The 24,950-nt window shown below is 73.7% G+C and carries 20 protein-coding genes and 1 pseudogene; 3 read left to right on the forward strand and 18 right to left on the reverse strand.

The annotated features are described in order from the left end of the window. Nucleotides 1–183: 183 nt before the first annotated feature. Together QM641_RS10035 and QM641_RS10040 are read right to left on the reverse strand one after the other, a co-directional pair. Nucleotides 184–759: a nucleotidyltransferase family protein gene (locus QM641_RS10035; protein ID WP_415116021.1), complete on the reverse strand. Its 576-nt coding sequence runs from the start codon at nt 757–759 to the stop codon at nt 184–186. Continuing rightward, a complete protein-coding gene (locus tag QM641_RS10040) occupies nt 759–1,901 on the reverse strand; it encodes an XdhC family protein (RefSeq protein WP_415116023.1) in 1,143 nt (380 codons plus the stop codon). The genes QM641_RS10035 and QM641_RS10040 overlap by 1 nt, the downstream gene beginning before the upstream one ends. Before the next feature lie 137 nt (nt 1,902–2,038). Here QM641_RS10040 and QM641_RS10045 point away from each other — a divergent pair, with 137 nt between their 5' ends. Together QM641_RS10045 and QM641_RS10050 are read left to right on the forward strand one after the other, a co-directional pair. Then, a complete protein-coding gene (locus QM641_RS10045; protein ID WP_415116025.1) occupies nt 2,039–2,872 on the forward strand; it encodes an FAD binding domain-containing protein in 834 nt (277 codons plus the stop codon). Next, complete coding sequence (locus tag QM641_RS10050) at nt 2,869–5,607, forward strand: molybdopterin-dependent oxidoreductase (protein WP_415116027.1); 2,739 nt, start codon at nt 2,869–2,871, stop codon at nt 5,605–5,607. Before QM641_RS10045 ends, QM641_RS10050 begins: the two co-directional genes overlap by 4 nt. Before the next feature lie 121 nt (nt 5,608–5,728). On the opposite strand, the gene QM641_RS10055 is transcribed toward QM641_RS10050, so the two are convergent. The 10 genes and pseudogenes from QM641_RS10055 to QM641_RS10100 form a co-directional block, all read right to left on the reverse strand. Continuing rightward, on the reverse strand, nt 5,729–7,024 hold the full coding sequence (locus tag QM641_RS10055; protein WP_415116029.1) for an amidohydrolase family protein: 1,296 nt from the start codon (nt 7,022–7,024) through the stop codon (nt 5,729–5,731). Between the two features lie 31 nt (nt 7,025–7,055). Further along, a complete protein-coding gene (locus QM641_RS10060) occupies nt 7,056–7,901 on the reverse strand; it encodes a methylenetetrahydrofolate reductase (protein WP_415116061.1) in 846 nt (281 codons plus the stop codon). A 198-nt stretch (nt 7,902–8,099) separates the two neighbouring features. Next, nucleotides 8,100–8,270 (reverse strand): annotated as a pseudogene (locus tag QM641_RS10065) (methylenetetrahydrofolate reductase C-terminal domain-containing protein); the annotation flags it as partial. Beyond that, the gene (locus tag QM641_RS10070; RefSeq protein WP_415116055.1) at nt 8,239–8,823 is read right to left on the reverse strand and encodes a pyridoxal 5'-phosphate synthase; all 585 of its coding nucleotides are present in this window, start codon (nt 8,821–8,823) and stop codon (nt 8,239–8,241) included. The pseudogene QM641_RS10065 and the gene QM641_RS10070, both read right to left, overlap by 32 nt. Before the next feature lie 5 nt (nt 8,824–8,828). Then, nucleotides 8,829–9,617 (reverse strand): creatininase family protein, encoded by a 789-nt coding sequence (locus tag QM641_RS10075; protein WP_415116031.1) that lies wholly within the window; start codon nt 9,615–9,617, stop codon nt 8,829–8,831. After that, entirely contained in the window at nt 9,614–10,945 is a 1,332-nt protein-coding gene (locus tag QM641_RS10080) for an FAD-binding oxidoreductase (protein ID WP_415116033.1), read from the reverse strand. Before QM641_RS10080 ends, QM641_RS10075 begins: the two co-directional genes overlap by 4 nt. A gap of 103 nt (nt 10,946–11,048) precedes the next feature. Beyond that, a complete protein-coding gene (locus QM641_RS10085; RefSeq protein WP_415116035.1) occupies nt 11,049–12,221 on the reverse strand; it encodes an ABC transporter substrate-binding protein in 1,173 nt (390 codons plus the stop codon). A gap of 49 nt (nt 12,222–12,270) precedes the next feature. Further along, on the reverse strand, nt 12,271–13,131 hold the full coding sequence (locus QM641_RS10090) for an ABC transporter permease (RefSeq protein WP_415116037.1): 861 nt from the start codon (nt 13,129–13,131) through the stop codon (nt 12,271–12,273). Then, on the reverse strand, nt 13,131–13,895 hold the full coding sequence (locus tag QM641_RS10095) for an ABC transporter ATP-binding protein (RefSeq protein ID WP_415116039.1): 765 nt from the start codon (nt 13,893–13,895) through the stop codon (nt 13,131–13,133). Before QM641_RS10095 ends, QM641_RS10090 begins: the two co-directional genes overlap by 1 nt. Beyond that, nucleotides 13,892–15,133, reverse strand: a complete 1,242-nt coding sequence (locus QM641_RS10100; RefSeq protein WP_415116041.1) for an amidohydrolase family protein — start codon at nt 15,131–15,133, stop codon at nt 13,892–13,894. Before QM641_RS10100 ends, QM641_RS10095 begins: the two co-directional genes overlap by 4 nt. 189 nt (nt 15,134–15,322) lie before the next feature. Between QM641_RS10100 and QM641_RS10105 the strand changes: the two genes are divergently transcribed. Then, nucleotides 15,323–16,285 carry a PDR/VanB family oxidoreductase gene (locus QM641_RS10105; protein ID WP_415116043.1) on the forward strand — a complete coding sequence of 321 codons (963 nt, stop codon included), beginning with the start codon at nt 15,323–15,325 and terminating at the stop codon, nt 16,283–16,285. 51 nt (nt 16,286–16,336) lie between these two features. Here the strand turns inward: QM641_RS10105 and QM641_RS10110 are convergent, their stop codons facing one another. The 6 genes from QM641_RS10110 to allB form a co-directional block, all read right to left on the reverse strand. Beyond that, the gene (locus QM641_RS10110; RefSeq protein ID WP_415116045.1) at nt 16,337–17,707 is read right to left on the reverse strand and encodes an amidohydrolase family protein; all 1,371 of its coding nucleotides are present in this window, start codon (nt 17,705–17,707) and stop codon (nt 16,337–16,339) included. A gap of 310 nt (nt 17,708–18,017) precedes the next feature. Continuing rightward, nucleotides 18,018–19,277 carry a Zn-dependent hydrolase gene (locus tag QM641_RS10115; protein ID WP_415116057.1) on the reverse strand — a complete coding sequence of 420 codons (1,260 nt, stop codon included), beginning with the start codon at nt 19,275–19,277 and terminating at the stop codon, nt 18,018–18,020. Nucleotides 19,278–19,339: 62 nt separating this feature from the next. Then, the gene (locus QM641_RS10120) at nt 19,340–20,521 is read right to left on the reverse strand and encodes a pyridoxal-phosphate-dependent aminotransferase family protein (protein WP_415116059.1); all 1,182 of its coding nucleotides are present in this window, start codon (nt 20,519–20,521) and stop codon (nt 19,340–19,342) included. A 53-nt stretch (nt 20,522–20,574) separates the two neighbouring features. Next, nucleotides 20,575–22,215, reverse strand: coding sequence for an AtzH-like domain-containing protein (locus tag QM641_RS10125; RefSeq protein WP_415116047.1), 1,641 nt, complete (start codon nt 22,213–22,215; stop codon nt 20,575–20,577). Next, nucleotides 22,202–23,299 carry an acetamidase/formamidase family protein gene (locus tag QM641_RS10130; RefSeq protein ID WP_415116049.1) on the reverse strand — a complete coding sequence of 366 codons (1,098 nt, stop codon included), beginning with the start codon at nt 23,297–23,299 and terminating at the stop codon, nt 22,202–22,204. The genes QM641_RS10125 and QM641_RS10130 overlap by 14 nt, the downstream gene beginning before the upstream one ends. Continuing rightward, nucleotides 23,296–24,693 carry an allantoinase AllB gene (gene allB, locus QM641_RS10135; RefSeq protein ID WP_415116051.1) on the reverse strand — a complete coding sequence of 466 codons (1,398 nt, stop codon included), beginning with the start codon at nt 24,691–24,693 and terminating at the stop codon, nt 23,296–23,298. The genes QM641_RS10130 and allB overlap by 4 nt, the downstream gene beginning before the upstream one ends. Between the last annotated feature and the right edge of the window lie 257 nt (nt 24,694–24,950).

A 24,950-nucleotide genomic window follows, 5' to 3' on the forward strand; every position in this document is an offset into this window, starting at 1 on the left:
GCCGGGGCGGGCGGGCGGGCGGGCGAGGCAGGGCAGGGCGGGCGGGGCGGGCGGGCGAGGCAGGGCAGGCAGGGCAGGCAGGCAGGGCAGGGCAGGCACGGCAGGGCGCGGGCCTGGGCCGCCCGGCCTGAGGGCCGGCCCACGCCAGCCTGGGCCGCCCGGACGCTGCACCCTGACGCCGGGTCAGTCCGGGCGGTCGACGTCGAAGCCGTGCCACTCCCGCCCGAGCTCGACCCGCAGCGCGCCCGCGGCCCTCAGGTAATCCGCCGCACCGCGGTCGCCGACCGCCGCGGCGCAGACCCCCGCCCAGTGATTCCGTCCGATCAGCACCGGGTGCCCCGGGCGGCCCCCGTACACGGCGCGGGCGAGGGCATCGGGCGTGGCGTCGGCCTCCTCGATCAGACGACGGCAGACGGATGCCGGCAGGTCCGGGGCATCGACCGGCACGACGATCACGGCGCGCGCCCGCGTCAGCTCCGCCGCGCGCAGGGCGGCGCGCAGCGACGCCGACAGTCCCTCCGCCCAGTCCGCCACCGGCACCGCGACCGCCGACGCGGGAACGGCGGCCGCGGCATCCGCTCCCCCGGCGCCCACGGTCACGAGCACGAGTTCGCATCCGGCGTCCGCCAGCGCGGCGACCACCCGGTGCACCCAGGGGACGCCGTCCGGTGTGCGCGCCAGGATCTTCGGTCCGCCGAAGCGCGAGCCCGCGCCCGCGGCGAGCACGACGCCGCACACCGCGGCCGGCCGGGGCGCCATCAGAGCGCGGCACCGCGCCGGAGCCGCGCTCGGCAGACGTCCGGCCGCCGCGCATCGCCCACGGCGACCGAATCGGCCGCGGCGGAGGCATCGACCGCGGAATCGGCGACCCCCGGAAGAGACGCCGCACCCCGGCTGATCGCCTCCTCCTGCCGCAGCGGCGCATGCACCGGCCCGGACAGCTCCGAGTGCCGCCGCCCGGTCGCCCCGTGCGCGTCGGCGACGATCTCGGCGAGGATCGACAGAGCGGTCTCCTCGGGGGTCCGCCCGCCCAGGTCGAGTCCGATCGGTGACCGCAGCCGTTCCCGCTGGGCCGCCGGCACGCCCGCCTCGGCCAGGCGTCGCAGCCGGTCCTCGTGCGTGGTGCGGCTGCCCATGGCCCCGACGTATCCGGCCGGACTCGCCAGCGCCACCCGCAGCGCCGGCACGTCGAACCTCGGGTCGTGACTGAGCACGCACACCGCCGTGCGCGAATCGAGCGCGAGGCGCTCGAGCACGCGGTGCGGCCAGTCGACGACGACCTGGGCGTGCGGAAAGCGCGCCGGGGTCGCGAAGACGTCGCGCGCGTCGGCGACGGTGACCTCGAACCCCATCGCGTGGGCGAGCCGGGCGAGGGCGACCGAGAACTCCACGGCGCCGACGACGACGAGCCGGCGCGGGGCCTGGACGGGGACGACGACGACGGATGCCGCGGCATCCGTCTCACACCCCTCCCCGGTCACGAGCCACGACTCGCCCCGCCGGTCCGCGGGCGCCACCACGAGGGCGAGCGAGGCCGGCAGGCCCACGGCGTCGCGCTCGGCCAGCAGTACGAGCTCGCGTGCAGCGGCGCTGCCCGGGCGGACCGGGCGGACCAGGACCTCGATGGAGCCCCCGCACGTGAGCCCCGCCGCGAAGTCGTCGCCGATGCCGAAGCGCTCGATCACGGCCTCGCCGGTGGCGAGCACCTCGAGGCAGCGCTCGTACACCACGCCCTCGACGCAGCCGGCCGACACGGTGCCGAAGACGTCGCCGTCCTCGGAGACGACGAGGCTCGCCCCGACGCCGCGGGGCGCGGAGCGCTCGACGGAGACCACCGTCGCGACCGCGAACGCGCGTCCGCCGCGTGCCCACTCGGCCGCCACCGGAAGGATCTCCCGCATCGCGCCGCACCTCCTCCCGCCCCACGCTAGACCGCGAGTGTTGCAGGCTGGTTGCAAGACAGCACGCGCGAGGTGAAACACCACGGAAACCTCGGGCTGGTTCACTCGACACACACCGACGCCGGGAGGAGGTCCGCATGGACATCACGACCGTCACGAGCCACCGGTACGCGCGGCGCCGCGCGGACCTCGCGCTGAGCGACGGTGAGACGGTGCTCGCCGGGGGGACCTGGCTCATGAGCGAACCGCAGCCGCGCACGACCGGCTTCGTCGACCTCACCACGATGGGCTGGCCGGCCGTGGAGGCCGGCTCCGAGGGAGTCCGCATCGCCGCGACCTGCACGATCGCCGAGCTGGTCGCGTGGGCCGAGCGCCGCGGCCCCTGCGCGCCTCCGGACGAATGGACGGCACTGCCGCTCGTGCCCGCCGCGGCGAACGCGCTGCTGGCATCGTTCAAGATCTGGACCACCGCCACCATCGGAGGCAACGTCTGCCGATCGTTCGCGGCCGCCGCGATGGTCTCGCTCGCCGTCGCCCTCGACGGCGTCGCGGTGGTCTGGACGACCGACGGAGGCGAGCGCACCCTCCCGGTCACCGAGCTCATCACCGGCAACGGCACCAACAGCCTCGAGCCCGGTGAGGTGCTGCGCGCGATCGACCTTCCCGCGGCCGCGCTCCGATCGCGCGCGGCCCTGCGCAAGATCGCGCTCGCCGAGCACGGACGCTCCGGCGCCGTCGTCACCGGCCGCGTCGACGAGGACGGCGCGGCCGTGTTCGCCGTGACGGCGGCGACCGCGCGCCCGGTCGTGCTGCGCTTTCCCGCGCTCCCCGGTGCGAGCGCGCTGGCGGCGGCCGTCGCGGACGCGCCGGGCTACTACTCCGACCCGCTCGGCGCCGCGGACTGGCGCCGCGGTGTCAGCATCGTGCTCGCCGAGCGCATCCGGGCCGACCTGGAGCGCGGGTCGTCGTGAGGCTCGAGGTCAACGGCATCCGCTACGACGCCGAGCCCCGCCCCGGCCAGTGCCTGCGCACGCTCCTGCGCGAGCACGGCCACACCGAGGTGAAGAAGGGGTGCGATGCCGGGGACTGCGGCGCGTGCGGGGTGCTGCTGGACGGATCTCCGGTGCACTCGTGCATCATCCCGGCCGTCCGCGCCGACGGCCGCTCGGTCACGACGGCCGCAGGGCTCGCGCCGGGCGACGAGCTGCACCCGGTGCAGGAGGCGCTGGTCGAGCACTTCGGCTTCCAGTGCGGGTTCTGCACCCCGGGGATGAGCGTGACGGCATCCACCCTGCGCCCGGACGATCTCGACGACCTCGACCGGCGCATGAAGGGCAACCTGTGCCGGTGCACCGGCTACCGCCCCATCCGGCAGGCGATCGCCGAGGCCGTGCTGGGCCCGGTCCGCGAGACCGGTGCGGCGAGGCCAGAGAGCGCGCCGGCCGGCATCGTGGGCACCTCCGTCCGCCCCGAGGCCGGGCGGCGCATCGTGCAGGGCCTGGAGCCGTTCACCTTCGACGAGCCGTCCCCGGCCGGCACGTTGACGCTGCGGGTGGCGACCAGCCCGCACGCGCACGCCGGCATCCGCTCGATCGACACGTCGGCCGCGCGCGCCGTACCCGGGGTCGTCGCCGTCTTCACGCACGAGGACGTGCCCCGCACGCGCTACTCGACCGCGCGGCACGAGCACCGCGAGGACGATCCCGACGACACCCGGCTGCTCGACGACGTCGTCCGCCACGTCGGGCAGCGCGTCGCGGCGATCGTGGCCGAGACCGCAGAGGCGGCGGATGCCGCGGTCGCCCTCATCCGCGTCGACTACGACGTGCGGGATGCCGTGTTCGACCCAGACCTGGCCCGAAGCCCCGGCGCGCCGCTGATCCATCCCGACCTGACCCCGGCCGACCGGGTCGACCAGGCCCACCGCAACGTCATCGCCGCCGTCCACGCGGGACCCGCCGACGAGGTCGACGCCGCGCTCGCGGCGAGCACCGTGACGGTGTCGGGCACGTGGCAGACCCAGCGCGTATCGCACGCCCACCTGGAGACCCACGGCGCGATCGGCTGGCTCGACGAGGACGGGCGCCTGGTCATCCGCTCGTCGACGCAGGTGCCGTTCCTCACGCGCGACGAACTCGCGCGCCTGTTCGACCTCGATCCCGACCGTGTGCGCGTGTACGCCACGCGCGTGGGCGGCGGGTTCGGCGGCAAGCAGGAGATCTTCACCGAAGACCTCGTGGCCCTCGCGGTGCTGCGCACCGGGCGCCCGGTCGCGTACGAGTTCGCGCGGACCGACGAGTTCCAGCGGGCGTCGGTGCGGCATCCGATGCGCGTGAGCGTGACCCTGGGGGCGGATGCCGGGGGCGCCCTCACCGCCATGAAGATCGACCTGCTCAGCGACACCGGCGCCTACGGCAACCACTCGCGGGGGGTCATGTTCCACTCCCTCGCCGAGTCGACCACGATCTACCGCTGCCCCGTCCGCAGGCTCGACGCCGAGGTCGTCTACACGAACAACGTGCCCTCGGGGGCGTTCCGCGGCTACGGGCTCGGGCAGGTGATCCTGGGCGTCGAGTCGGCGATGGACCTGCTCGCCGAGCGCCTGGGCATCGACCCGTTCGACCTGCGGCGCCGCAACGCGGTCACCCCCGCCGACGCCCCGCACGAGGGCGACCTCGTGTGGGGCAGCTACGGCCTGGACCAGTGCCTCGATCTGGCCGAGACGGCGCTGCGGCGCGGAAACGGTGTGGACGCCCCGCCCGGCTGGCGCGTCGGCGAGGGGATGGCCGCGTCGATGATCGCGACCATGGCCCCGTTCGGGCACGTCGCGCACACGCGCGCGACGATCCGGGCGGACGGGCGGTACGTGCTGCGGGTCGGCACCGCCGAGTTCGGCAACGGCACCTCGACGGTGCACCGGCAGATCGCCGCGACGGTGTTCGGGGTCGGGCACGATCGGCTCGAGCTGCGCGCGGCCGACACCGCGCTGGTGTCCCACGACACCGGTGCGTTCGCGTCGGCCGGGATCACGGTCGCCGGCAAGGCGCTGCACACGGCGTGCCTGGCGCTGCGGCGCAGGATGCTCGAGGTCGCGGCATCCGTCACCGGCACCGACGTGGCCGACACGGAGCTGCTGCCGGACGGGGTGCGCACGCCCGCCGGGCTTGTCGGCTTCGCCGAGATCGTGGGGGCGGGGGGTGCGGGCTCCGCGGGCTTCGACGAGGAGGGACTCACCGCCGACGGCGCCGAGTTCGGCGAGCTCCGCTCGCTCGCCTTCAACGTGCACGCCGTGCGGGTCGCCGTCGACCCGGAGACCGGCGCGGTGCGCATCCTGCAGTCGGTGCAGGCGGCCGATGCCGGCTTCGTCATGAACCCGGCCCAGTGCCGCGGCCAGGTCGAGGGCGGCGCCGCGCAGGGCATCGGCAGCGCGCTGTACGAGGAGGTCATGACCGACGGCGCGGGCCGGGTGACCAGCCCCGTGTTCCGCACCTACCGGGTGCCCCAGTTCGCCGACATCCCCGAGACCGAGGTGTACTTCGCCGACACCGCCGACGACCTCGGGCCGTTCGGAGCGAAATCGATGAGCGAGTCCCCGTACAACCCGGTCGCCCCCGCGATCGGCAACGCGATCGCCCGCGCCCTCGGCCGCCGTCCGTTCGAGCTGCCGTTCTCCCGCGACCGCATCTGGCGCCTGCTGCAGGACTGACGCTCCGCGACCCAAGTTGGCGCATCCTGCCGCCGCGCACCGCCCGCACGACCATACTCGCCAACTCACGAGAAGTCCGGCCCCACCCGAGCAGGACGAGCCCCGTCCGAGCCCCGGGCCCCTACACCCCCCGTGCAGCCAGCAGCGCGCGCAGCCCGTCGGCGAGGTCGTGCTCATCGGCGGCGACCAGCCGGCCCCCGACGACGACGGCCCTGCCGCCGACGAAGACGTGACGCGGGCGTCGCCCCGGGGCCGCCCAAAGAAGCCCGGCGACGGGGTCGGCCACACCGGCGTCCGCGACGCCGGAGACGTCCCACACGCACACATCCGCGGCCGCTCCGACCGCCAGCGTGCCGAGCTCCGGCCGGCCGAGCCCGACCGCGGATCCCTCCGTCGCCATGCCCAGCACCGTGCGCGCGGCCAGCGCGGGCCCGCGCAGGCCCGACACCTGCATCGCGAGCCGCGCGTCGGCCAGCAGATGTCCCGCGTCGTTCGATCCGCCACCGCTCGTGCCGAGCCCGACGGCCACACCACCCTCGAGCAGTTCGGCCACCGGCGCCACGCCCCAGCCCATCGGCACATCGCACCCGGGAGCGTGGGTCGCCGTGACGCCCGCACGCGCGATCCGCTCGATCTCGCCCGGCACCAGCTCGCATAGGTGTGCAAGGGTGACGTCCGGGGCGAGCCAGCCCCACTCCTCCAGGAGGTCAAGGGGCCGGCATCCGTACTTCTCCTGCGCGACGACCACGTCCACCTGCTCGTTCGACTGGGTCCGGCGCCGGAGCCCGCGCCGCGCGGCGACCTCGGCGAGCAGGGCGAAGGTCTCGGGTGCATCGGAGTGCACCCCCGCAGGGCCCACCGCCACCTGCAGCATGCCGTCCGCGCTCACGCCCCCGTGCGGGACGAGGGCCCGGGCGATCGCGTCCGCGCTCGCCGCGGCATCCTGCGGATCGTCGCGAGCCGTCCCCCGCACGAACACGAGCCGGGCGCCCAGCTGCGTCGACGCGGCGGCGACGGCCCGGGCGATGTCCACCCCGTCGCCGCGCGGCCACGTGAGCTGATGGTCGGCGACCGTGGTCACTCCGCTCAGCAGCGCCTCGGCGAGACCGGCGGATGCCGCGACTCCGGCCAGCTCGGCATCCACCCCGGCCCGGGTGTAGGCCGCCGCCATCGTCGGGAGCCATTGCGCCATGGGCACGCTGCGGGTGCCGGGGAGAGTGCGAAAGGCGGTCTGCAGCAGGTGATGGTGGGCGTTGACCAGCCCCGCCGTCACCACGCACCCCGACACGTCGAGCACCCGCTCGTCGCCCTGCGCCGCCGCGGCGATCACCCCGCCCCGCAGCACCAGCTCATCGCCGTCTTCGCGCCCGGCGGGCCGCACGATCGCGCGCGCGCCGACCAGTCGGATGCCGCTCATCCGCCGCTCCTGTCCTTCACGATGTCCACGGTCACCCTCCTCCGCCCAGTTCCCGGGCGATCTCGGCGACCGCGCGGGCGTATCCGGTCTCGGCGCCGCGGGCCGCCCCGCCGGACAGATCGACGCCGACCACGCCGTCGACACGCAGCAGCTCGCGCCCCAGGGCGACGGCCGCCTCGATCCCGGCCCGGCGCACATCGCGTCGCGAGAGGATGCCGTCGACATACCCCGGCGGCAGCACGAGCGTCGTGAACGAGCGCAGCAGCGCCGCGCTCCCCTCGTCGACGATGACCGGCAGGCACGGGATGAAGCCCGCCTGCGAGCCCAGCGCCCGTGCGTGCGCGATGAACCGGCGCACCGGCTCCGCGCCCCCGCAGTGGTTGACGAAGCACAGTTCCGCGCCGGCGCGTTCCTTCTCGATCAGCCGCGCCGGGCGGTGCTGCACCGGCGGGGTCGCGGGCGCCTCGGCGACGGCGACGAGATGCCCCGCCGCGCGCGCGAGTGCGGCGAGCCGCGTGCTGTCGAGGTCGAACACCGGCATGGCATCGGGACGCGAACCGGTCTGGGTGTGGTCGCCCGTGATGCAGTGCACGGCCGCGACACCGACCTCGGCGAGCCCGGCGAGCTCGCCCTCGAGGGCGACACGGTTGCGGTCGCGGCAGTTCACGCCGAGCATCGGGGCGAGGCCCTGCCGGGCGATGAGCTGCGCACGGTAGGTCGGGGAGAACTGCACGCGGGCCGATCCGTGGTCGCCGGCGAGCACGGCATCCACGCTTCCGCGCAGGGCTGCGGCGCACTCCGCGATCGAACGCGCGTCGAGGGCGCGCGCCGGGAAATCGGCGACGATCACGGGTCGGGTGGCGATCAGGTCGCGCATGGCCCGCGCACCCGCGTTCTCGTGCGCCGCGAGGGCGGGGTCTGTCGCGCCCGTAAGCGGCACCCTCGGCGAGACAACAGGCACCCCCGCGGGGGGAACGGGCACCCCCGCGGGGGGAACAGGCACCCCCGGCGAGGGAACGGGCACCCTCGCGGAGGGGACGGGGGACCAGGGCACCGGCGGGGCGGACACGAACGGGCACGGCAGCGCGGCGTCGATCTCGCACGACCCGTCCAGCCCGACGCCGCCGCACGGCCCGTGGACCATGTGCTTCGGACACCGGTCCCCCGCGCCGGAGCCCGCGCCACCGGAGCCCCCGGCACAGGCCGCCGCGGCCTCAGCCGGCCCGGACGTGCGCACGCCATCCATCGTCGCCACGCCGGTACTCCAGGCGCCGGCTCGCCGTCTCGGTGCTGCCGAACCAGAACGTCATCCGCACCGGCTCGACGACGAACCCGGTCCAGCCCGGGGCCTGCGCGAAGCCGTCCGGGTGCGCGGCGGCGAACGCCTGCCACCGGGACACCCGCTCAGGCTGGGGGAGCTCGGCGAACTCGTGCGAGTTCAGCCACGCCAGCTGCTGCAGGTAGGGCGGGCGGGCGGCGTAGGCCCGCGCGAGCTCGGCGGCGTCGGCCTCGCGCGCGCGCCCCTGCACCGTCAGCTGCCGCGCCTCCGCCACGAGCGGGATGCACAGCGCGACCTCGGGATGCGCGCGCAGCTGCGCGACCTTGCGGGAGGCGAGGTCGGTGTGAAAGTGGAAGCCGTCGGCATCCAACTCGGTCAGAAGCACCGAGCGCGCGTCGGGAAGGCCGTCCTCGTCGATCGTCGCGAGCGTCATGAGCGGGCCCGGATGCACGCTCGCCGGGATCCACTCGCGGGCCAGCGCGAGAGGGTCGGCCGGGCTCTGCGCGATCAGCTCGGACATCGTCGTCACCAGTCGTCGCCGTCCCGGGGCGGAAACGGCCAGCGCGCGATCTCGGCGATCGTGCGACGGCCGCCCTCGACGAGCCGATCCGCGATCCGCTCGCCGACCTCCGCCGACGCGGCCGTGGGGTCTCCGAGCACGCCACCGGTGCCGAAGTCGTCCGACAGCCAGCCGAACTGCACCGGCGCGCCGGCCAGTCCGATGCGCGAGAACCCGGCCGGCCCGTCGGGGACCGACCGCACGGCGGCGGGCATCGACACGAGCTCGGGAGCCAGGTGCAGCAGCAGCGAGGTCTCCTCGTGCCCGCCGTGGATGCCGAAGCCGCGCTCATCCGGCGCGGTGACGCCGTCGCCGGAGGCGAGCTGGACGGTCTCGGCGAACGTGCGCAGGCCGAACCGGCGGCGCAGCTCCCGCAGCGCGATCCCGAGCGGCGCGACGTTGCCGCCGTGGCCGTTGTAGCACAGCACGGTCCGCGCGGGCGTACGGGCGATCGAGCGGCCGAGGTCCACGAGCACGGCCTGCAGCGTCGCCGGCGACAGGGTCATGGTCCCGGGCGCCCACGCGTGCTCGTCCGACTTCGTGTACGAGAGGGTCGGCAACAGCCACACGTCGTGGCCGTCGCCCGCCGCGGCCGAGACCACGCGCTCGGCGAGACGCTCGGCCAGGATCGCATCGGTCGCCAGCGGAAGATGCGCGCCGTGGTGCTCGATCGCCCCCAGCGGCAGCACCAGGATCGACTCGGCCGTGAGGGTGCGGGAAAGCTCCGGCCCGCTCAGGTGGTGGGCGCGCCTCACAGCTGACTGCCCGTGTCCACGGTGGGGGCGACGTCGAGCTTTCCCGGGTTGAGGATGCCGTGCGGGTCGGTCGTCGCGGCCAGCTCCCGCGTCGCCTCGGGCTCGTAGTCCACGAACCACTGGTGCGGGTTGTGGTAGCCGATCCCGAGCGCCTCGATGCGCGGGAACCCGGCATACACCTCCTCGGGCGAGGAGTACCGGCCCGCCAGCATGCCGATGGGTCTTCCCCGCTGCGCCTCGATGTGGAGCATGCCGCCGGGGTAGACGGCTTCGAGCTCGTCGAGGCGGTCCACCAGTCCGTCGCCGAGCACCTCGACGTGGAAGTAGGTGTTCGGGTAGGCCTTCTGCAGCCACTCGATCGGATGGTTGTAGCTGGTCATCGACAGCTTGATGCACGCCTGCGGCCCCGAGCGCACGTCGACGACGGTGCCGCCGGCGGCCTCGATCAACGCGGTGGCCTCGGCGACCGTCGCCTCGTCGAGGATCGCCCGCAGGCTCGCCGTGCCGGGGACGATCGCCGGGTCCTTGGGCAGCGCGGCGGCCAGCACCGCGCCGTCGCCGGAGACCAGTCGCGGCGTCGGCTCCAGTGCGCCGATCCGCTGGATGACGCCGACGAGGTCGTGGAAGTCGTCGAAGCTCGCGAACAGCGCCCGCCAGTCCTGCAGGGGCTCCAGCCGCACCGTGACGCGCGCGATGATCGCGACCGTGCCGTACTTGTGCAGGTAGGGCTCGGTGGCCTCGCCCTCGAGGTGGACGATCTCGGCATCCGTCGTCGCGTGCACGACGTCGAGCGCCGTGACGAAACCGGTGTGCAGCATGCCGTGTCTGATCGAGCCGGTGCCGCCCGACCCGCCCGAGACGAACCCGCCGATCGTCGACTGCGCCGTGGAGGGATAGAGCAGCACCTGCTGGCCGGCGCGGTTGGCGGCCTGCTCCACGGCGATCAGCGCGGCGCCCGCCTCGGCCGTGAGGAAGCCGTCGCCGACCTCGACCACCCGGCGCAGGCGCGACAGGTCGAGCACGATGCCGCCGGCCATCGGCAGGGTCTGCCCGTAGTTCGCCGTGCCCTTGCCGCGCGGGGTGATCGGCACGCCGTGACGTACGGCCGCGCGCACGACGACGGGGATGTCGTCGACGGATGCCGGGGTCACGACCACCTGCGCCCGCCCGAGCGGGAGCTGGGCCGCGATCACCGGCGAGAGGTGCGAGCCGTCGGTCGAGGCTCGGTCGAGGTCCCCCTTGTCGGTGCTCACCGCACCTGGAAGCGCAGCCTGCAACTCGGCGACGAGCGCCTCGACGCGCTGCGGGTCGACGACGGTGATGGGCATGAGCCGTTCCTTACTCTCGTGGGGGCCTGCGCGGTCGGGGCGGACCGTGCCGCACACGGACCCGGCAGCCCGGGCGGAGCTCCGCCCGGGCTGCCGGTCGTCGTCAGAACGTGATCGACGGGTCGAGGAACTCGTTGGTGTAGAGATCCGTCGCCGTGAGGCCGTCCTTCACCGGCAGGCCCTGCTCCTGGTAGATCGGCTCCACGATATCGAACAGCTTCTGCACACGGTCGGGGTCGGCGACGCCCATCAGGCCCGCCTCGTCGTTTCCGACCAGGCCCTCGCTGACCTGCGTCTCGACCGAGTACTCCGCGACGCCCTGGCTGTAGACCCAGCCGGTGTCGTACGCGTCGACGAGCTCGAGGATGAGGTCGATCGTCGCCTGCGGCTCGCTGTAGAAGTCGACCGTGGCCTGCTGCAGCACCGGGACGAGCGCGCTGAGGCAGTCGTGGTACTTCTCGACGTTCTCGGGGATCACGCTCATCATGGCGGCGTACTTGGGGTAGCCGGCGTCGTTGATGAGCTGGTAGTCGACGTCCTTGCCCCACTCGGCGATCTCGTTCTTGTAGATGTACGGCTCTGCCGACGCGAAGCCCTGCTGGGCGATCTTCCCGGCCTCGGAGACGAACACCGCGGGAGTCCCGTCGTAGGTCGCGTCGACCTGGTCGGCGGAGAGCACCCCGGAGCCGACGAAGTAGTCCATGTACGTGCCGCCGGGGAACACGCGCACCGAGACGCCCTCCTTGCCGAGGTCGGCGATCGAGGTCACGTCGGGGTAGGTCTCCGGGTCCCACATGATCATCTGCGGGTCCTTCAGCAGCGGCGCGAACACGCTCACGGTGGGAAGGTCCTCCGAGTGGGCGACCGCCTCGTCGGTGCCGACGTAGGCGAGGAAGATCGACGGGTCGTTGTACATCTGCGCGTTGGGCTGGGTGAACCCGGTCGCCGGCCCGCCGGAGAGGATCGTCACGTCGACGCCGGTGTACTCGCCCGAGGCCATGAGCGGGCCGGTGACCGACTTGTTCTTCGCGTCGACCTCGTACTGGTCGCCCAGGAGCGCGTAGAGGTGCCCGTGCTCGGACTCCGGGTTCCAGTCGGTCTGGATGCGGATGTCGGCCGGGCAGCCGGCCGCGGCGAGATCGATCGATCCGATCTCGAGGTCGGCGGCGGCCGTGGACTCGCCCTCGTCCGATGAGGTGCCGGTCGAGCAGCCGGTGATCGCGATCGCCCCGATGACGACGGCGCCGATGGCGGCGGTGCGACGGAAGGTGCGCATGTGTGGACTCCTTGGGATGGGTGTGGGTGAAGGTCAGGAAGGTGACGGGTCAGCCGAAGTCGTACCACTTGCCGACGGCTCGGCGACCGAGCCAGCCGAACAGCAGGAAGATGACGACGCCGAACAGCGAGGCCGCGAGGATCGAGGCGAACAGCTCGGGAGCCTGCAGCCGCGACTGATAGGTGGCGATGAGCCCGCCGATGCCGCGCTCGCCGCGCTGGAAGAAGAAGTCGCCGACGACCGCGCCGACCACGGCCAGTCCCGCCGAGGTGCGCATGCCGAGGAAGATCGACGGGAGCGCCGCCGGCAGCTCGAGCTTGCGCAGCACGATCCAGCGCGAGGCCCGCTGCAGCTTGAACAGCTCGCGCATGCCGCGATCGACCGACTGGAGGCCGAACAGGGTGGTCGAGACCATCGGGAACAGCGCGATGAGCACGCACACGATGACCCGGGCGAAGAAGTCGTACCCGAACCAGAAGCCGATGAGCGGGACCACGGCGAGGATGGGGATCGACTGCAGGATCACCGCGTACGGGAACGTGGTGCGCTCCACCCACTTCGCGAGGTTCATCAGGATCGCCCACGACACGCCCAGCAGGATCGCGATGACGAGGCCGACCAGGGCGACCTGCACCGACACCCACAGCGCCGCGAAGATCTCCGGTCCGGTCTGCGGATCGACGTAGACGGCGAGCACCTGTTCCGGCCGGGGCATGAGGAACCCGCGCGTGCCCAGCGCCGCGTTGATGACGTACACGCCGGCGACGAGGACCGCCAGCAGCGCGACCGGCGGCGCCCAGGATGTGGGCCTGGTCCACTTGGGGCGGGGGCGGGATGCCGCCGCCCGCGGCGCCGCGGAGTCCGTGGCCTCTGCTCCGGCCGACGCGCCGGGCGACTGTGTCGTCGTCATCAGTGGTGTCCTTCCCGCAGGGCGTGCGAGACCTCGCCGACGAGCTGCGCGAACTCGCCGGTGTACCGGATCTCGGGATCGCGGGGCATGTCGAACGGCACGTCGAACTGCTCGACGATGCGCCCGGGCCGCCCCGACATCACGACCACCTTCGTCGAGAGGTAGACCGCCTCCGACACCGAGTGGGTGATGAACAGACCCGCGAAGCGGGTGGTGGTGAACAATCGGATCAGCTCGTCGTTGAGGTTCTCGCGGGTGATCTCGTCGAGCGCGCCGAAGGGCTCGTCGAACAGGAACAGCTCGGGCTCGAGCGTGAGCGACCGGGCGAGCGAGGTGCGCATGCGCATGCCGCCGGACAGCTGACGGGGCAGGTGCTTCTCGAAGCCGGTGAGCCCGACCAGCTCGATCGTCTCGGCCGCCTTCGCGCGGCGCGCCGCCGTGGTCTGCCAGTTCAGCTCGGCGAGCAGCTCGACGTTGTCCTGCACCGTCCGCCACGGCAGCAGCGTGGCGTCCTGGAAGACGTACCCGATGCGGTCGGTGGACATGATCGCCTCGCCGTCGCTGGCCGTCTCCAGCCCCGAGGCGATGCGAAGGAGCGTCGACTTGCCGCACCCGGACGGCCCGACGACGGTGACGAACTCGCCGCGGTCGACGGTCAGATCGACGCCGCGCAGGGCGACCGTGCCGCCCGGGAAGGTCATCTCGACGTTGCGGAAGTCGAGGAGGGTGCGCGTCTTGGTGTCCGCGCCGGTGGGAGTGCTCATGCAAGGACCCGATCTGTCGAAGCGGATGCCGCCACGTGCGACGTACAGGTGGTCGAGGCGACCAGCCTCCCGCGGTGGATGACGAGGCGGCTGGGGCTGGCGGTCGCGGCGGCCTCGTGCAGCGACGAGGCGCGCACCGCGAGCAGGTCGGCCCGCGCGCCGGGGACGGGGCCCGCGGCGGGCAGGCGCATCACGTCGCGAGCGCCGGTGCTCACGAGCCGATAGGCCTCGTCGATGCTCGTGTGCGCCGCCACGACCAGCAGCGCCACCGTTTCGAACGGGTCGCAGCGCCCGAGCGGGTTGAACGGGTCGCGCACGTTGTCGGCGCCCGCGGCCAGCCGCGCACCGGCGTCCAGCAGGGCGCGCACCGGCGCCAGGCCCCGCGGCGTCGAGACCGGATCCTGCCAGCCCTGCAGGTACAGGTTCGTGATGGGCAGCGTGATGACGCCGAGATCGGCGGCGACGAGCTCGGCGATGACGGCATCCCGTTCGGCGACGGGCAGCGTGCCCAGTCGCACGCAGTGACCGGCGGATGCCGTCGCGTGCGACCAGCCGGCGACCCGGCGCGCGAACGAGGTGAGGGTCACCGCGCCGTCGAGCGACTCGTCCGTGTGCAGGTCGACACCGACGCCGCGGCGCTCGGCGAGGCAGAGCAGCCGGTCCAGCTCCCCCTCGGGGTCGGCCGCCAGATGCGGCACCCCGCCGACGAGGTCGACACCGAGGTCGAGCGCGGCCTCGAACACGGCGGTGTCGATCCGGTCGTCGGCCAGCGCCACGAGCTCGAGGTCCATCAGCCCGGCCAGGCGCTCGCGGACCTCCAGCAGCGCCTCGACCCCGCGCAGCGGCTCGTCGCCGCGCAGCAGATCGACGTGGGAGCGGATCGCGGTGTACCCCTTCGCGAGCATCTCCCGCGCCGTCGCCTCGGCGCGGTCGGCGATCGAGGCGACGGACTCGGCCGCCGAGAAGGCGCGGAACTGCTCGATGGCCGAGCCGAGGTCTCCGAACGAGGGGGCGGCGAGCTCCCACGTGCGGGACTTGTCCAGATGCGCGTGGGGCTCCGCCGCCGCGGGAAGCAGCACGTGGCCTGCGAGGTCCAGCTCGGCATCCGCGGGACGGGCCGTCCCGGCCTGCACCACCTCGGCGACGGTCTCTGCGCGCAGCACGACGTCGACCACCTGGCCGTCGGCGAGCGTGGCGCCCCGCAGCACGTCGTACGCGCGCGGGACGGATGGTGACACGGGAGACTCCTCGGATCGTGTGCCGCTTCGGGAACGGCTGTGCATCCGCGTGGGCGGTTGGGCTAGACCGTACTAAGCGCTCGTTTCGACAAGGTAACACGCCTGTTTCACTCAAGGCCCCGAGTTCGACGTCGGCGTGCGATGACGGGCCTGCTGTGATGTGATCGTGTCGGAAGAAGGGGTCCAGCCATGAGCGCACCAGCCACCGGAGACATCCCGCTCGAGGTGATCGGCCACGAGCGCACGGCCGACGACGTCGTCGTGCTGACCCTTGCGCACCGCGATCGCGCCCCGCTGCCGCTGTGGCAGCCCGGGGCGCACATCGACCTGTTCCTGCCGGGCGGCGACATCCGGCAGTACTCCCTCTGCTCCGACCCCGCCGACCGGGCCGTGTGGCGCCTCGGCGTGCTGCGGGAGGAGGAGGGGCGCGGCGGCTCGCGGTGGATCGCCGACGACCTGCGCGTCGGCGACGCCATCACCGCCGCGGGGCCGCGCTCGCACTTCCCGTTCGACCCGTCGTCGCCGCGTCCGGCGGTGCTGGTGGCCGGCGGCATCGGCATCACGCCGATCCTCGCGATGGCGTCCGCCGCACAGCAGGCGGGTCGCGACTACGAGCTGCACTATGCGGGGCACCGGGGCCGGATGGGCTTTCTCGACGAGCTGCGCGACCGGCACGGCGACCGGCTGGTGGCCCACGTGACCGAGGAGGGCACGCGGCTGGACCTGACCGCACTCGCGGACGGCGCGGCGACCGCCGGCGCCGAGCTGGTCTGCTGCGGGCCGACCCGGCTGATCGACGCGCTCACCGCCGAGGCGGAGCGCACCGGCATCCCGTTGACCGTCGAGCACTTCGAGCCGGCCGAGCTGACCGTCCCGGTGTGGCACGAGACGTTCGAGGTCGAGCTCGCCCTCTCCGGCCTCACGATCGAGGTGGGGCCCGACCAGTCCGTGCTGTCTGCGATCGAGGATGCCGGCGTGCTCGTGCTCTCCAGCTGCACCGAGGGCACGTGCGGCACGTGCGAGACCCCGGTGCTGTCGGGAGAGGTCGACCATCGGGACTCGATCCTCAGCCCCGCGCAGCGCGCGCGCAACGACCTCATGTTCGTGTGCGTGTCCCGGGCCGCCTGCCCCCGTCTCGTCCTGGATCTCTGATCCCGCCGCACGGTCGGGGCTGCCTGCACCTTCGGGTGCCGTGGGCGGGGCTCAGTGCGGGTGCCCGCGGCGCGCGACCAGCCCGGGCAGCTCGTGCAGCCGCGCCGACGCCTCCGCGGCCAGCGGGTTGAGCGAGCGCCCGCCCTCGTCGACCAGCACCCCGCCCACGTACACCTGCTTCAGGTTGCGCGGACTCATCGCGAGCACGTACGAGCGCACCGGATGCCACAGCGGACCCACGTCGGGCGAGCGCGGGTCGACCACGACGAAGTCGGCGAGCTTGCCCACCTCCAGCGAGCCGACCTGGTCGGCGACCCCGAGGATCTCGGCGCCGCCGAGCGTGTGCAGCCGCAGCATCCGCTCGGGCATCATCGACAGCGGGTCCTTCGTGCGCGCCCGCTGCATGTAGATCCCCATCCGCATGTTCTGCCACGGGTCCGCCACATCGGTGCACGCCTGATCGTCGAGCCCGACGCCGACCCGCATGCCCATCGCCAGCATCTCGGGCACGAGGGCGACGCCCGAGGCGAGGCGGCCGTTGGATGCCGGCTGCCACGACATCGACGCGCCGCCGGCGACCGCCTCGGCGATGATCTCCGGCGTGGTCTGGATGAAGTGGCCGAACATCAGGCCGAGGCCGAGAGCCCCGGCATCGCGGTACAGCGCGAACTTCGCCTGCTGCACGTCGATCGCCTCGGGGGACTCCAGGAAGTGCGCCTGGTTGGTCACCCCGAACCGGCGCATCGCCTCGACCTCCAGCTCCGCCGCCTCCGGGCGCGGCGACCACTGCACCTGGCCCATGATCGAGCAGCCCAGGGCGAAGTCCGGGTCCATGGTGCGGGTGTGCGCGACCGAGGCGGCGAACCGGTCGAAGATCTCGTCGTCGCTGCCCGCGGTGACGTCCATCCCGATCGAGTCGACGAAGCGGATGCCGGAGTCGAGGCACCCGTCCGCCTGCCGCGTGTGGTAGTCGATGCCGCGCAGCACCGCCGTGCCGGTGCGCCTGCCGTCGACCATCGACTCCCACGCCTGGAGCGGGTCGGTGAAGTTGTAGGCCGTGGTGACGCCGTTCGAGAGGAAGTCGAGGCTGCCGTGCAGCGTCGACCAGTACAGCTGCTCGGGGCTCATGTGCGCCGTGGTGCCGAGCATCGCGTCGCACCAGCCGTAGAGGGTCTCGCCGGCGCCGAGACCGCGCAGGCCGCTCGCGAACAGGTGCGAGTGGCTCGACACGAAACCGGGGGCCACGAACGCGCCGCCGACGTCGAGCGTCTCGTCGGCGGTCATGCCGTGCGGGGGCTCGCCGGCGCCGATCGCGGCGATGCGACCGTCCTCGACCAGCAGGTGGCCCTCGTCGAGGTAGCCGGGGTCGTCGGTCCCCGCGGGTACGGTGATCAGGCGAGCGCGAGTGACGAGCAGTGACATGCCTGCACGCTACGGCCACCATGTTTCCGCCCTGTCACGGGCGCCGACACGGGGGAAACTCCCCATCCCGGCCCCGTTCCTCCCCCGGCCCCGTCCTCCCGCCTGTTCAGTTGCCCTAGATGTACACCAACGCCGGGATTCTGCGTACATCTAGGGCAAGTGAACAGGCCAGGGGGATCAGCCCCCTTCGTCCGGCCTCAGTCGACCGCACCTCCGGCGTCAATCGCACCAGCCCCCGATTCGGTTGCCTCAGATGTACGCACGGACCGTCGATTCCTGTACATCCAGGGCAAGTGAACCGGGGGCGCGGTCAGGCGCGGTCGGCGGCCAGCTGCAGCACCGACTCGGCGAGGGCCCGGATGCCGAGAGCCACATCCCCCAGGCTCACCGCCTCGTCCGGGTGGTGGCTGATGCCGTCCGGGTTGCGCAGGAACAGCATCCCCACCTCCGCCACGCTCGACATCGCCATGCCGTCGTGGCCGGCCCGGCTGAAGATCACCGCGGGGTCGTCGGCCCCGGGCGGCAGCGTCGACAGGATGCCTTCGCGCACGACGTCCTGCAGGAGCGGCGCGCAGAACACCGCCGGCGCACTGTGCACCTCGCGCGCGCGCCAGCGCAGGCGCCGCCCGCCCATGATCTCGTCGAGCTCGCGCGAGATCGAGCTCCACACCGCGTCGCGCGTGCCGTCGAACTCGCCGCGCAGGTCGAGGCTGAACCGCGCCTCGCCGGGCACGATGTTCACCGCACCCGGAAAGGCCTCCAGCTGACCGACCGTGCCGATCACGTGGTGCTCGCCGCGGCAGATCCGCTCGATCGCCAGTGCCGCCTCGCTCGCGCCCAGCAGGGCATCGCGCCGCCGCTCGTACGGCGTGCCGCCGGCGTGGCGGGCCTCGCCCTCCACGACGACCTGAAAGCGGCGGGCGCTCGCGATCGACGAGACCACCGCCAGCGACTCGCCGCGCTCGTCGAGCTCGGGCCCCTGCTCGATGTGGGCCTCCAGGTAGCCGACGAGCTCCTCGGGGCGGCGGGCGGCCTCGCCGATGCGACCCGGGTCGAGGCCGAACTCGCGGAACGCCTCGCGCAGGGTCGTGCCGTCGGCATCCGTCAGCGACCACCACGCGTCGTTCCACTGGCCGGCGGCGGCCGACGAGCCCAGCAGCGCCTTGCCGAAGCGGGTGCCCTCCTCGTCGGAGAAGGCGACCACCTCCAGCGCGAACGGCAGCGGCACGTGCGCCCGCTGCATGCCGGAGGCGCCCTGCTCGCCGCCCACCCGCAGCAGGCGCACGACCTCCAGGGCCATGAGCACGCCGACGATGCCGTCGAAGCGACCGGCGTCGGGCACGGTGTCCAGGTGCGAGCCGAGCATGAGCGCGGGGGTGTCCCGGTCGCCGCCGAGCGGCTCGATGCGGCCGAGCTGGTTGCCCGCGGCATCCTGCCGGGGGCTCATGCCGATCCCGCGCATCCACTCCGCCGCGAGCCGGTTCACGCGTGCGTGCTCGGGCGAGAGGTACACCCGCTCGATCGCGCCCGGGGTCGCCGAGACCCGGGCCAGCTCGTCGCAACGCGCCATGACGCGCCGCGCGGCGGCCGCCACGCGATCTCGATCGACGCCCAGGATGCCGGCCGGCACGCTCACCACCCCCGCAGGACGTCCGCCGCGGCCTCCACCCCGCCACCGGCGGGCACGGCCGCGCCGAAGCGGCGCAGCACGGCCTCCAGCGCGGCGAGCGTGGTCAGCACGGCGTCGCCGCGGGCGTTGTAGCCCATCGTCCCGATGCGCCACACCCTGCCGTGGAGCGGGCCGAAGGAGGTGCCGATCTCGATGCCGAAATCCTCCAGCAGCGCGGCTCGTGCGGCATCCCCTGGCACTCCCGACGGGATCTCCACCGCGACGACGTTGTTCATCTTGTGCGCGACATCGCCGAAGACCTCAAGGCCCAGGGCCTGCACCCCGGCGAGCATCGCGGCCCCCGCCACGCGGTGCCGCTCGATCACGACCTCCCGGCCCTCGCCCAGCAGCACGCGCGCGCACTCGCGCGCCGCATACAGCATCGAGGTGGCCTCGGTGTGGTGGTTGAGCCGGCGCGGACCCCAGTAGTCCAGGATCATGCCGAGGTCGAAGTAGTTGGAGCGCACGAAGTCGACGGCGGACTCGTCGCCCGGCTCGCGGATGCCGGCCTCGACCTTCTTGCGCGACTGCACGACCGCCACGGCCCGGTCGGACAGCGTCAGCGGGGCCGACCCGGACGGGCCGCCCAGGCACTTCTGCAGGCCGGCGGTCGCGGCATCCACCCCCCACGCGTCAGCCTCGAAGGCGTTGCCGCCCAGCGACGCCGTCGCGTCGGTGTAGAAGAGCACCCCGTGCCGTGCGCACAGCGCGCCGACCTCGTCGAGAGGCTGGTTCATCGTCGTGGAGGTGTCGCCCTGCACGAGCGCGAGGAGCGCCGGGCGCACGCGCACGATCGCCTCCTCGATCGCCGAGACCGGGAAGACCTGACCCCACGGCACCTCGATCGTGTGCACCTCGGCGAGCGCGCGCTCGGCGATCTCGGCGAGGAGGTGCCCGAAGCGGCCGAACACCGGCACGAGCACCCGGTCGCCGGGGCGGACGAGGGAGACGATCGCCGCCTCGATGCCCGCGCGCGAGGTGCCGTCGATCAGCAGCGTGGCGTCGTTGCGCGTGGCCCACACCTGGCGGTAGAGCTCCTGCGTCTCGTTCATCGTCGCCGTCATGAACGGGTCGTACTGGCCCACCAGCGGTGCCGACATGGCCCGCAGCACGCTCGGGTACGCGGAGATCGGCCCCGGGCCCATGAGCAGGCGCGGGGGCGGGTCGATCGGTCCCGGAAGGACGGGGACGGGGCTGGTCACGGGCGGCTTCCTCTCTCGGATCGCGGCGCGGGGCGGGGAACGGCGACGTGCTCGTGCAGGCGCCGGGCGAGCCGCACCAGGGCGATGTCGGTGCCCTCGCGTGAGACGAGGCTCACCCCGACCGGCGCGGGGCCGAGGTTCGACGGCACGGTCAGCAGCGGCACCGACATCGCCGGCAGCCCGCCGATCGCGGCGGGCGTGGTCAGGCGCAGCGTCGCGGCGCGCACACCCTCCACGCGGTCCTGCGAAGCGGTGCGCATGGGGGCGGGGCCCGGGACGGCCGGCAGCAGCAGCACGGCGTCCTGCACGAGCGGCAGCAGTCGCGCGCGCAGCCGGTCGAGCTCGCGGCGGGCGGATGCCTCGTCGGTCGCCGTGATCGTCGCGGCGACGCGGAACCGCTCCGCCACGGCGGGCCCGAGCACCCCGGGGTGCTCGCGCAGCCACTCGCCGTTGTTGCGCCACGCCTCGGCGCCCTGCACGGTGCGGAAGGGGGCGAGGTAGTCGTCCAGGTCGCCGATGCGCACGCGCTCGACCTCGGGCGCGCCGGGCGTCTCGCCGAGCCGGGCCAGGAACCCCTCGAACACCGCCAGGGTCTGCGGCTCGACGACCGCGAGCGCCTCCTCGGGCACGAGGAACCGCCAGGGCAGGTCGGCACCGGAGCTGCCGTAGACGTTCTCGGTGGAGTCGGAGCCGTCGTAGCTGAGGCACCAGTCGACCACCCGTTGCAGCGTCCCGCCGTCGCGGGTGAGCCAGCCCACCGTGTCGAACGACTGCGCGAGCGGCAGCATGCCCTGCCGCGGCACGAGCCCGTGCGTCGTGCGCAGTCCCCACAGCCCCTGGTACGACGCCGGCACGCGCACCGAGCCTGCGGTGTCGGTGGCGAGGCCAATGTCGGCCTGGCCGGTGGCGACCGCCGAGGCCGGGCCGCTCGAGGAGCCCCCGGGGAGCGCGCCGGGGAGCGCACCGTTGGGCGGGGCTCCGTAGTGGACGTTGTCGCCCGCGATGCCGTAGGCGAACTCGTCGGTGCGGGCGATGCCGCGCACCGATGCCCCGCCGCGCAGCAGGTCGGTCACGACCGGGGCGCTGCGCGTCTCGGGGCGCGCGCTGTCGAGGAAGGCCGGGTTGCCGGCGCCGACCCGGTAGCCGGCGACCGCGAAAACGTCTTTGACGGCGACGGTGAGCCCCCGCAGCGGCCCGGTCCACGCGCCCTGGTAGAGGGGCTCGCCGACCGTGCGCCACACCGACAGATCGAGCGCGCGCGCCCGCGGCGTCACGTGCGCCGCGGTGATGCGCCAGTGACCGTCGACCCGCTGCCACAGCTGGGTCTGCAGCCCCGTGCCCCCGCCCGCGTAGCGGGAGACGGAGACCAGGAGCGCGGCGTCGTCGCCCAGGGGACGGTACTCGATGCGCTCGATCGTGCGTGCCGACACCGGCCGTCGCACCCCGCGGAACGCGGAGATCGCGTCGTGCCCGACGAGCAGCCCCGCGTCGTCGCCGCGGAGCGTGTCGGGCCCGGGGGCGAACAGCTCGTCGAGGAGGTCGAGATCGTTCGCGACGATCGCGGCCTCGTACCGCTCGAACGCGTCGCGCAGGTCGGCGGGGACGGCATCCGCGCCGGGGGTCTCAGGGCTGGTCACGGCTCACCTCCGCGAAGTCGGACTCGCGGATGCGCGCATGCACGCCGCAGACCAGGTCGACGACCTGGGAGATGTCGAAGTCGGTCGCCGCGCTCAGGTACGCGTACGCGAGGTGCTCGTCGAGCCCCCAGCGCGCGCGGATCAGCGCGATCGCCGCACGCACGCACGCACGCATCGCCTCGTCCAGGTCGGGATCGAGGCCCGTGGGCACGAGGTACTCGTCGGTGCGCACGAGAGGACCTGTGACCTCGCCGAACTCGGCGAGCGCGGCCCTGCGCGGCACGACGTCGAAGCGCAGCGTCGCCCGCAGCGACGCCTCCAGCGCCGTGAGCGCGACCTCGCCGTCGCCCTGCGCGAAGTGCGGGTCGCCGACGTAGGCCAGGGCGCCGGGGACCTGCACCGGCAGGTAGAGCACCGCTCCCTCGGTGAGCAGGTTGATGTCGATGTTGCCGCCGTGGGCGCCCGGCGGCACGGAGTGCGGGCGCTCGTCGCCGGCGACGGCCACCCCCATCGTGCCCAGGAACGGGGCCAGCGGGAAGGCGACCTCGCCCGCGCCGCCCGCGGTGACCGGGAGCACCCCGACCAGGCCCCCCGGACGTTCCTCGACGGGCGTGAAGACGCTGACGTCGTGCGGCCCGCGCGGCAGCTCGCCGGCGAGCGCACCGCGGCCGTGCCGGTTCGAGATGACGCCGTACGGCACCCGGGGCACCAGCTGAACCACCGTGATCTGCAGCAGGTCGCCGGGCGCGGCATCCGTCACCCGGATGGGGCCGATCACGACGTGCGGGCCGTCGGTCGCAGGATCCCGGGTGAGGGATGCCGCGAGCTCGACGGCGTCGGCCAGCACCTGGTCGGCGGGCACGCCGTGCGACCCGAAGTAGGCGAGCGGATCGCCGCCCTGGTCGCCGAGGAGCCCCTCGTGGCTGACCGTGTCGATCGTGACGGTCTCGCCCGCACGGATCGTGAGCACCGGGGCGTCCGCGCCGCAGGGAAGCCGCCCCCACAGGGCGGTCGCAGGCGTCGCGGGAAGGTAGTGGTCGCCGGGAAGGTCGCCGGTGTGCGGCTGGAGGATGCGCATGGTCATGCACGGACCCCGACCGGCCTCGGCGCCGATCGGGCGGCCAGGAGCCGTCCCGACGGGGGCTTGCGGTACTGGGGCGCGGCGCCCGCGCCGCCCTCGCTGAGATCGAACACGGCGCGGCCGCGCAGCCACGTGCGGCGGATGCGCCCGACGAGCCGCCGCCCGTGGTAGGCGCTCACGGGGTTTCGGTGCAGGAGCGCCTGCGCATCGACGGTGTGCGCGTCGTCGACGCCGAACACCGTGAGGTGCGCCGGGGCGCCCTCCGCGATGACCCCTGCGCCCTCAAGCCCTGCCACGGCGGCCGGCCCGGTGGTGAACAGCGGGATCAGGTGCTCCAGCGGCACGCCGCGCCGGCGCGCCTCGGTCCACACCGCCGACAGGCCCACCTGCAGACCGGAGATGCCGCCCCACGCCAGGCCGAAGTGGCCGTCGCCGTGACGCTTGAGCTGCACGGTCGACGGCGAGTGGTCGCTCACGATCGCGTCGATCGTGCCGTCGAGCACTCCCGCCCACAGCAGGTCGCGATTGGCCTCGCCGCGAATGGGCGGGCAGCACTTGAACTCGCTCGCCCCGTCGGGGATCTCCTCCGCGATGAGGGTCAGGTAGTGCGGGCACGTCTCGACGGTCAGTCGCACCCCCGAGGCCTTCGCCGCCGCGATCGCCGGAAGCGCTGCGCCGTCGCTCAGATGCAGGATGTGGGCTCGCCCGCCGGTGCGGCGTGCCGCGTCGATGACGGCGTCGATCGCCGAGGCCTCGCTCTCGGCGGGGCGTGAGCGCAGGAAGCTCTCGTAGTCGCGGCCGAGGCCGTCCTCGGCTCCGAGCAGCGCCGGATCCTCGGCGTGCACGATGAGCCGCGAGTCGAGCGCGGCGATCTCGGCCATGGCCTCGCCCAGCTGCGCGCGGTCGAGGTGGCCGAACTCGTCCACTCCGGAGGGGGAGAGGAAGCACTTGAACCCGAAGACACCGGCCTCGTGGAGGGCGGCGAGGGTGCCGAGGTTCTCCGGCACGGCACCGCCCCAGAAGCCGACGTCGATGTGGGCGGCCGCGGCGGCCCTGGTCCGCTTGACGGCGAGGGCGGCGGGGGTCGTGGTGGGCGGGATGGAGTTCAGCGGCATGTCGACGATCGTCGTGACCCCGCCAGCGGCGGCGGCGAGGGTCGCCGACTCGAACCCCTCCCACTCGGTGCGGCCGGGCTCGTTCACGTGCACGTGCGAGTCGACCAGACCCGGCAGCAGCACGGCATCCTCGGGCACCGTGACCACGCGGCGGCGGCGACCGCGCCCGGCCCCGGCACCGATGCCGGCGATGACGCCGTCGACGATGTCGAGGTGGGCGAGCTGCCAGCGGCCGTCGAGCCAGACGCGCGCCGCTCGGATCGTGAACTCGGAACGAGCCACGCGCGCCTCCTCTCCTGCCCCATGGATCCCGGGCTGTGAACCCATGGCTTCACAACGCTATCCGCGATGCGTTTCCCGCGTGTTACGCCGCGCGCCCCCCGCCCCCCCCCCCGCGACGCACGACCACCGCGAGACTCCATCCGTGCACCGAGACTGCACGCCCAGCACGCAGTCTCGGTGCACCGGTGAAGTCTCGCGGTCAGATGGGGCGGGGCGGGGCGCGGGGTGGGGGCGGGGCGGCGCGGGGCGCGGGGCGC

Source organism: Microbacterium sp. (assembly GCF_047605725.1).
Classification (GTDB): Bacteria; Actinomycetota; Actinomycetes; order Actinomycetales; family Microbacteriaceae; genus Microbacterium.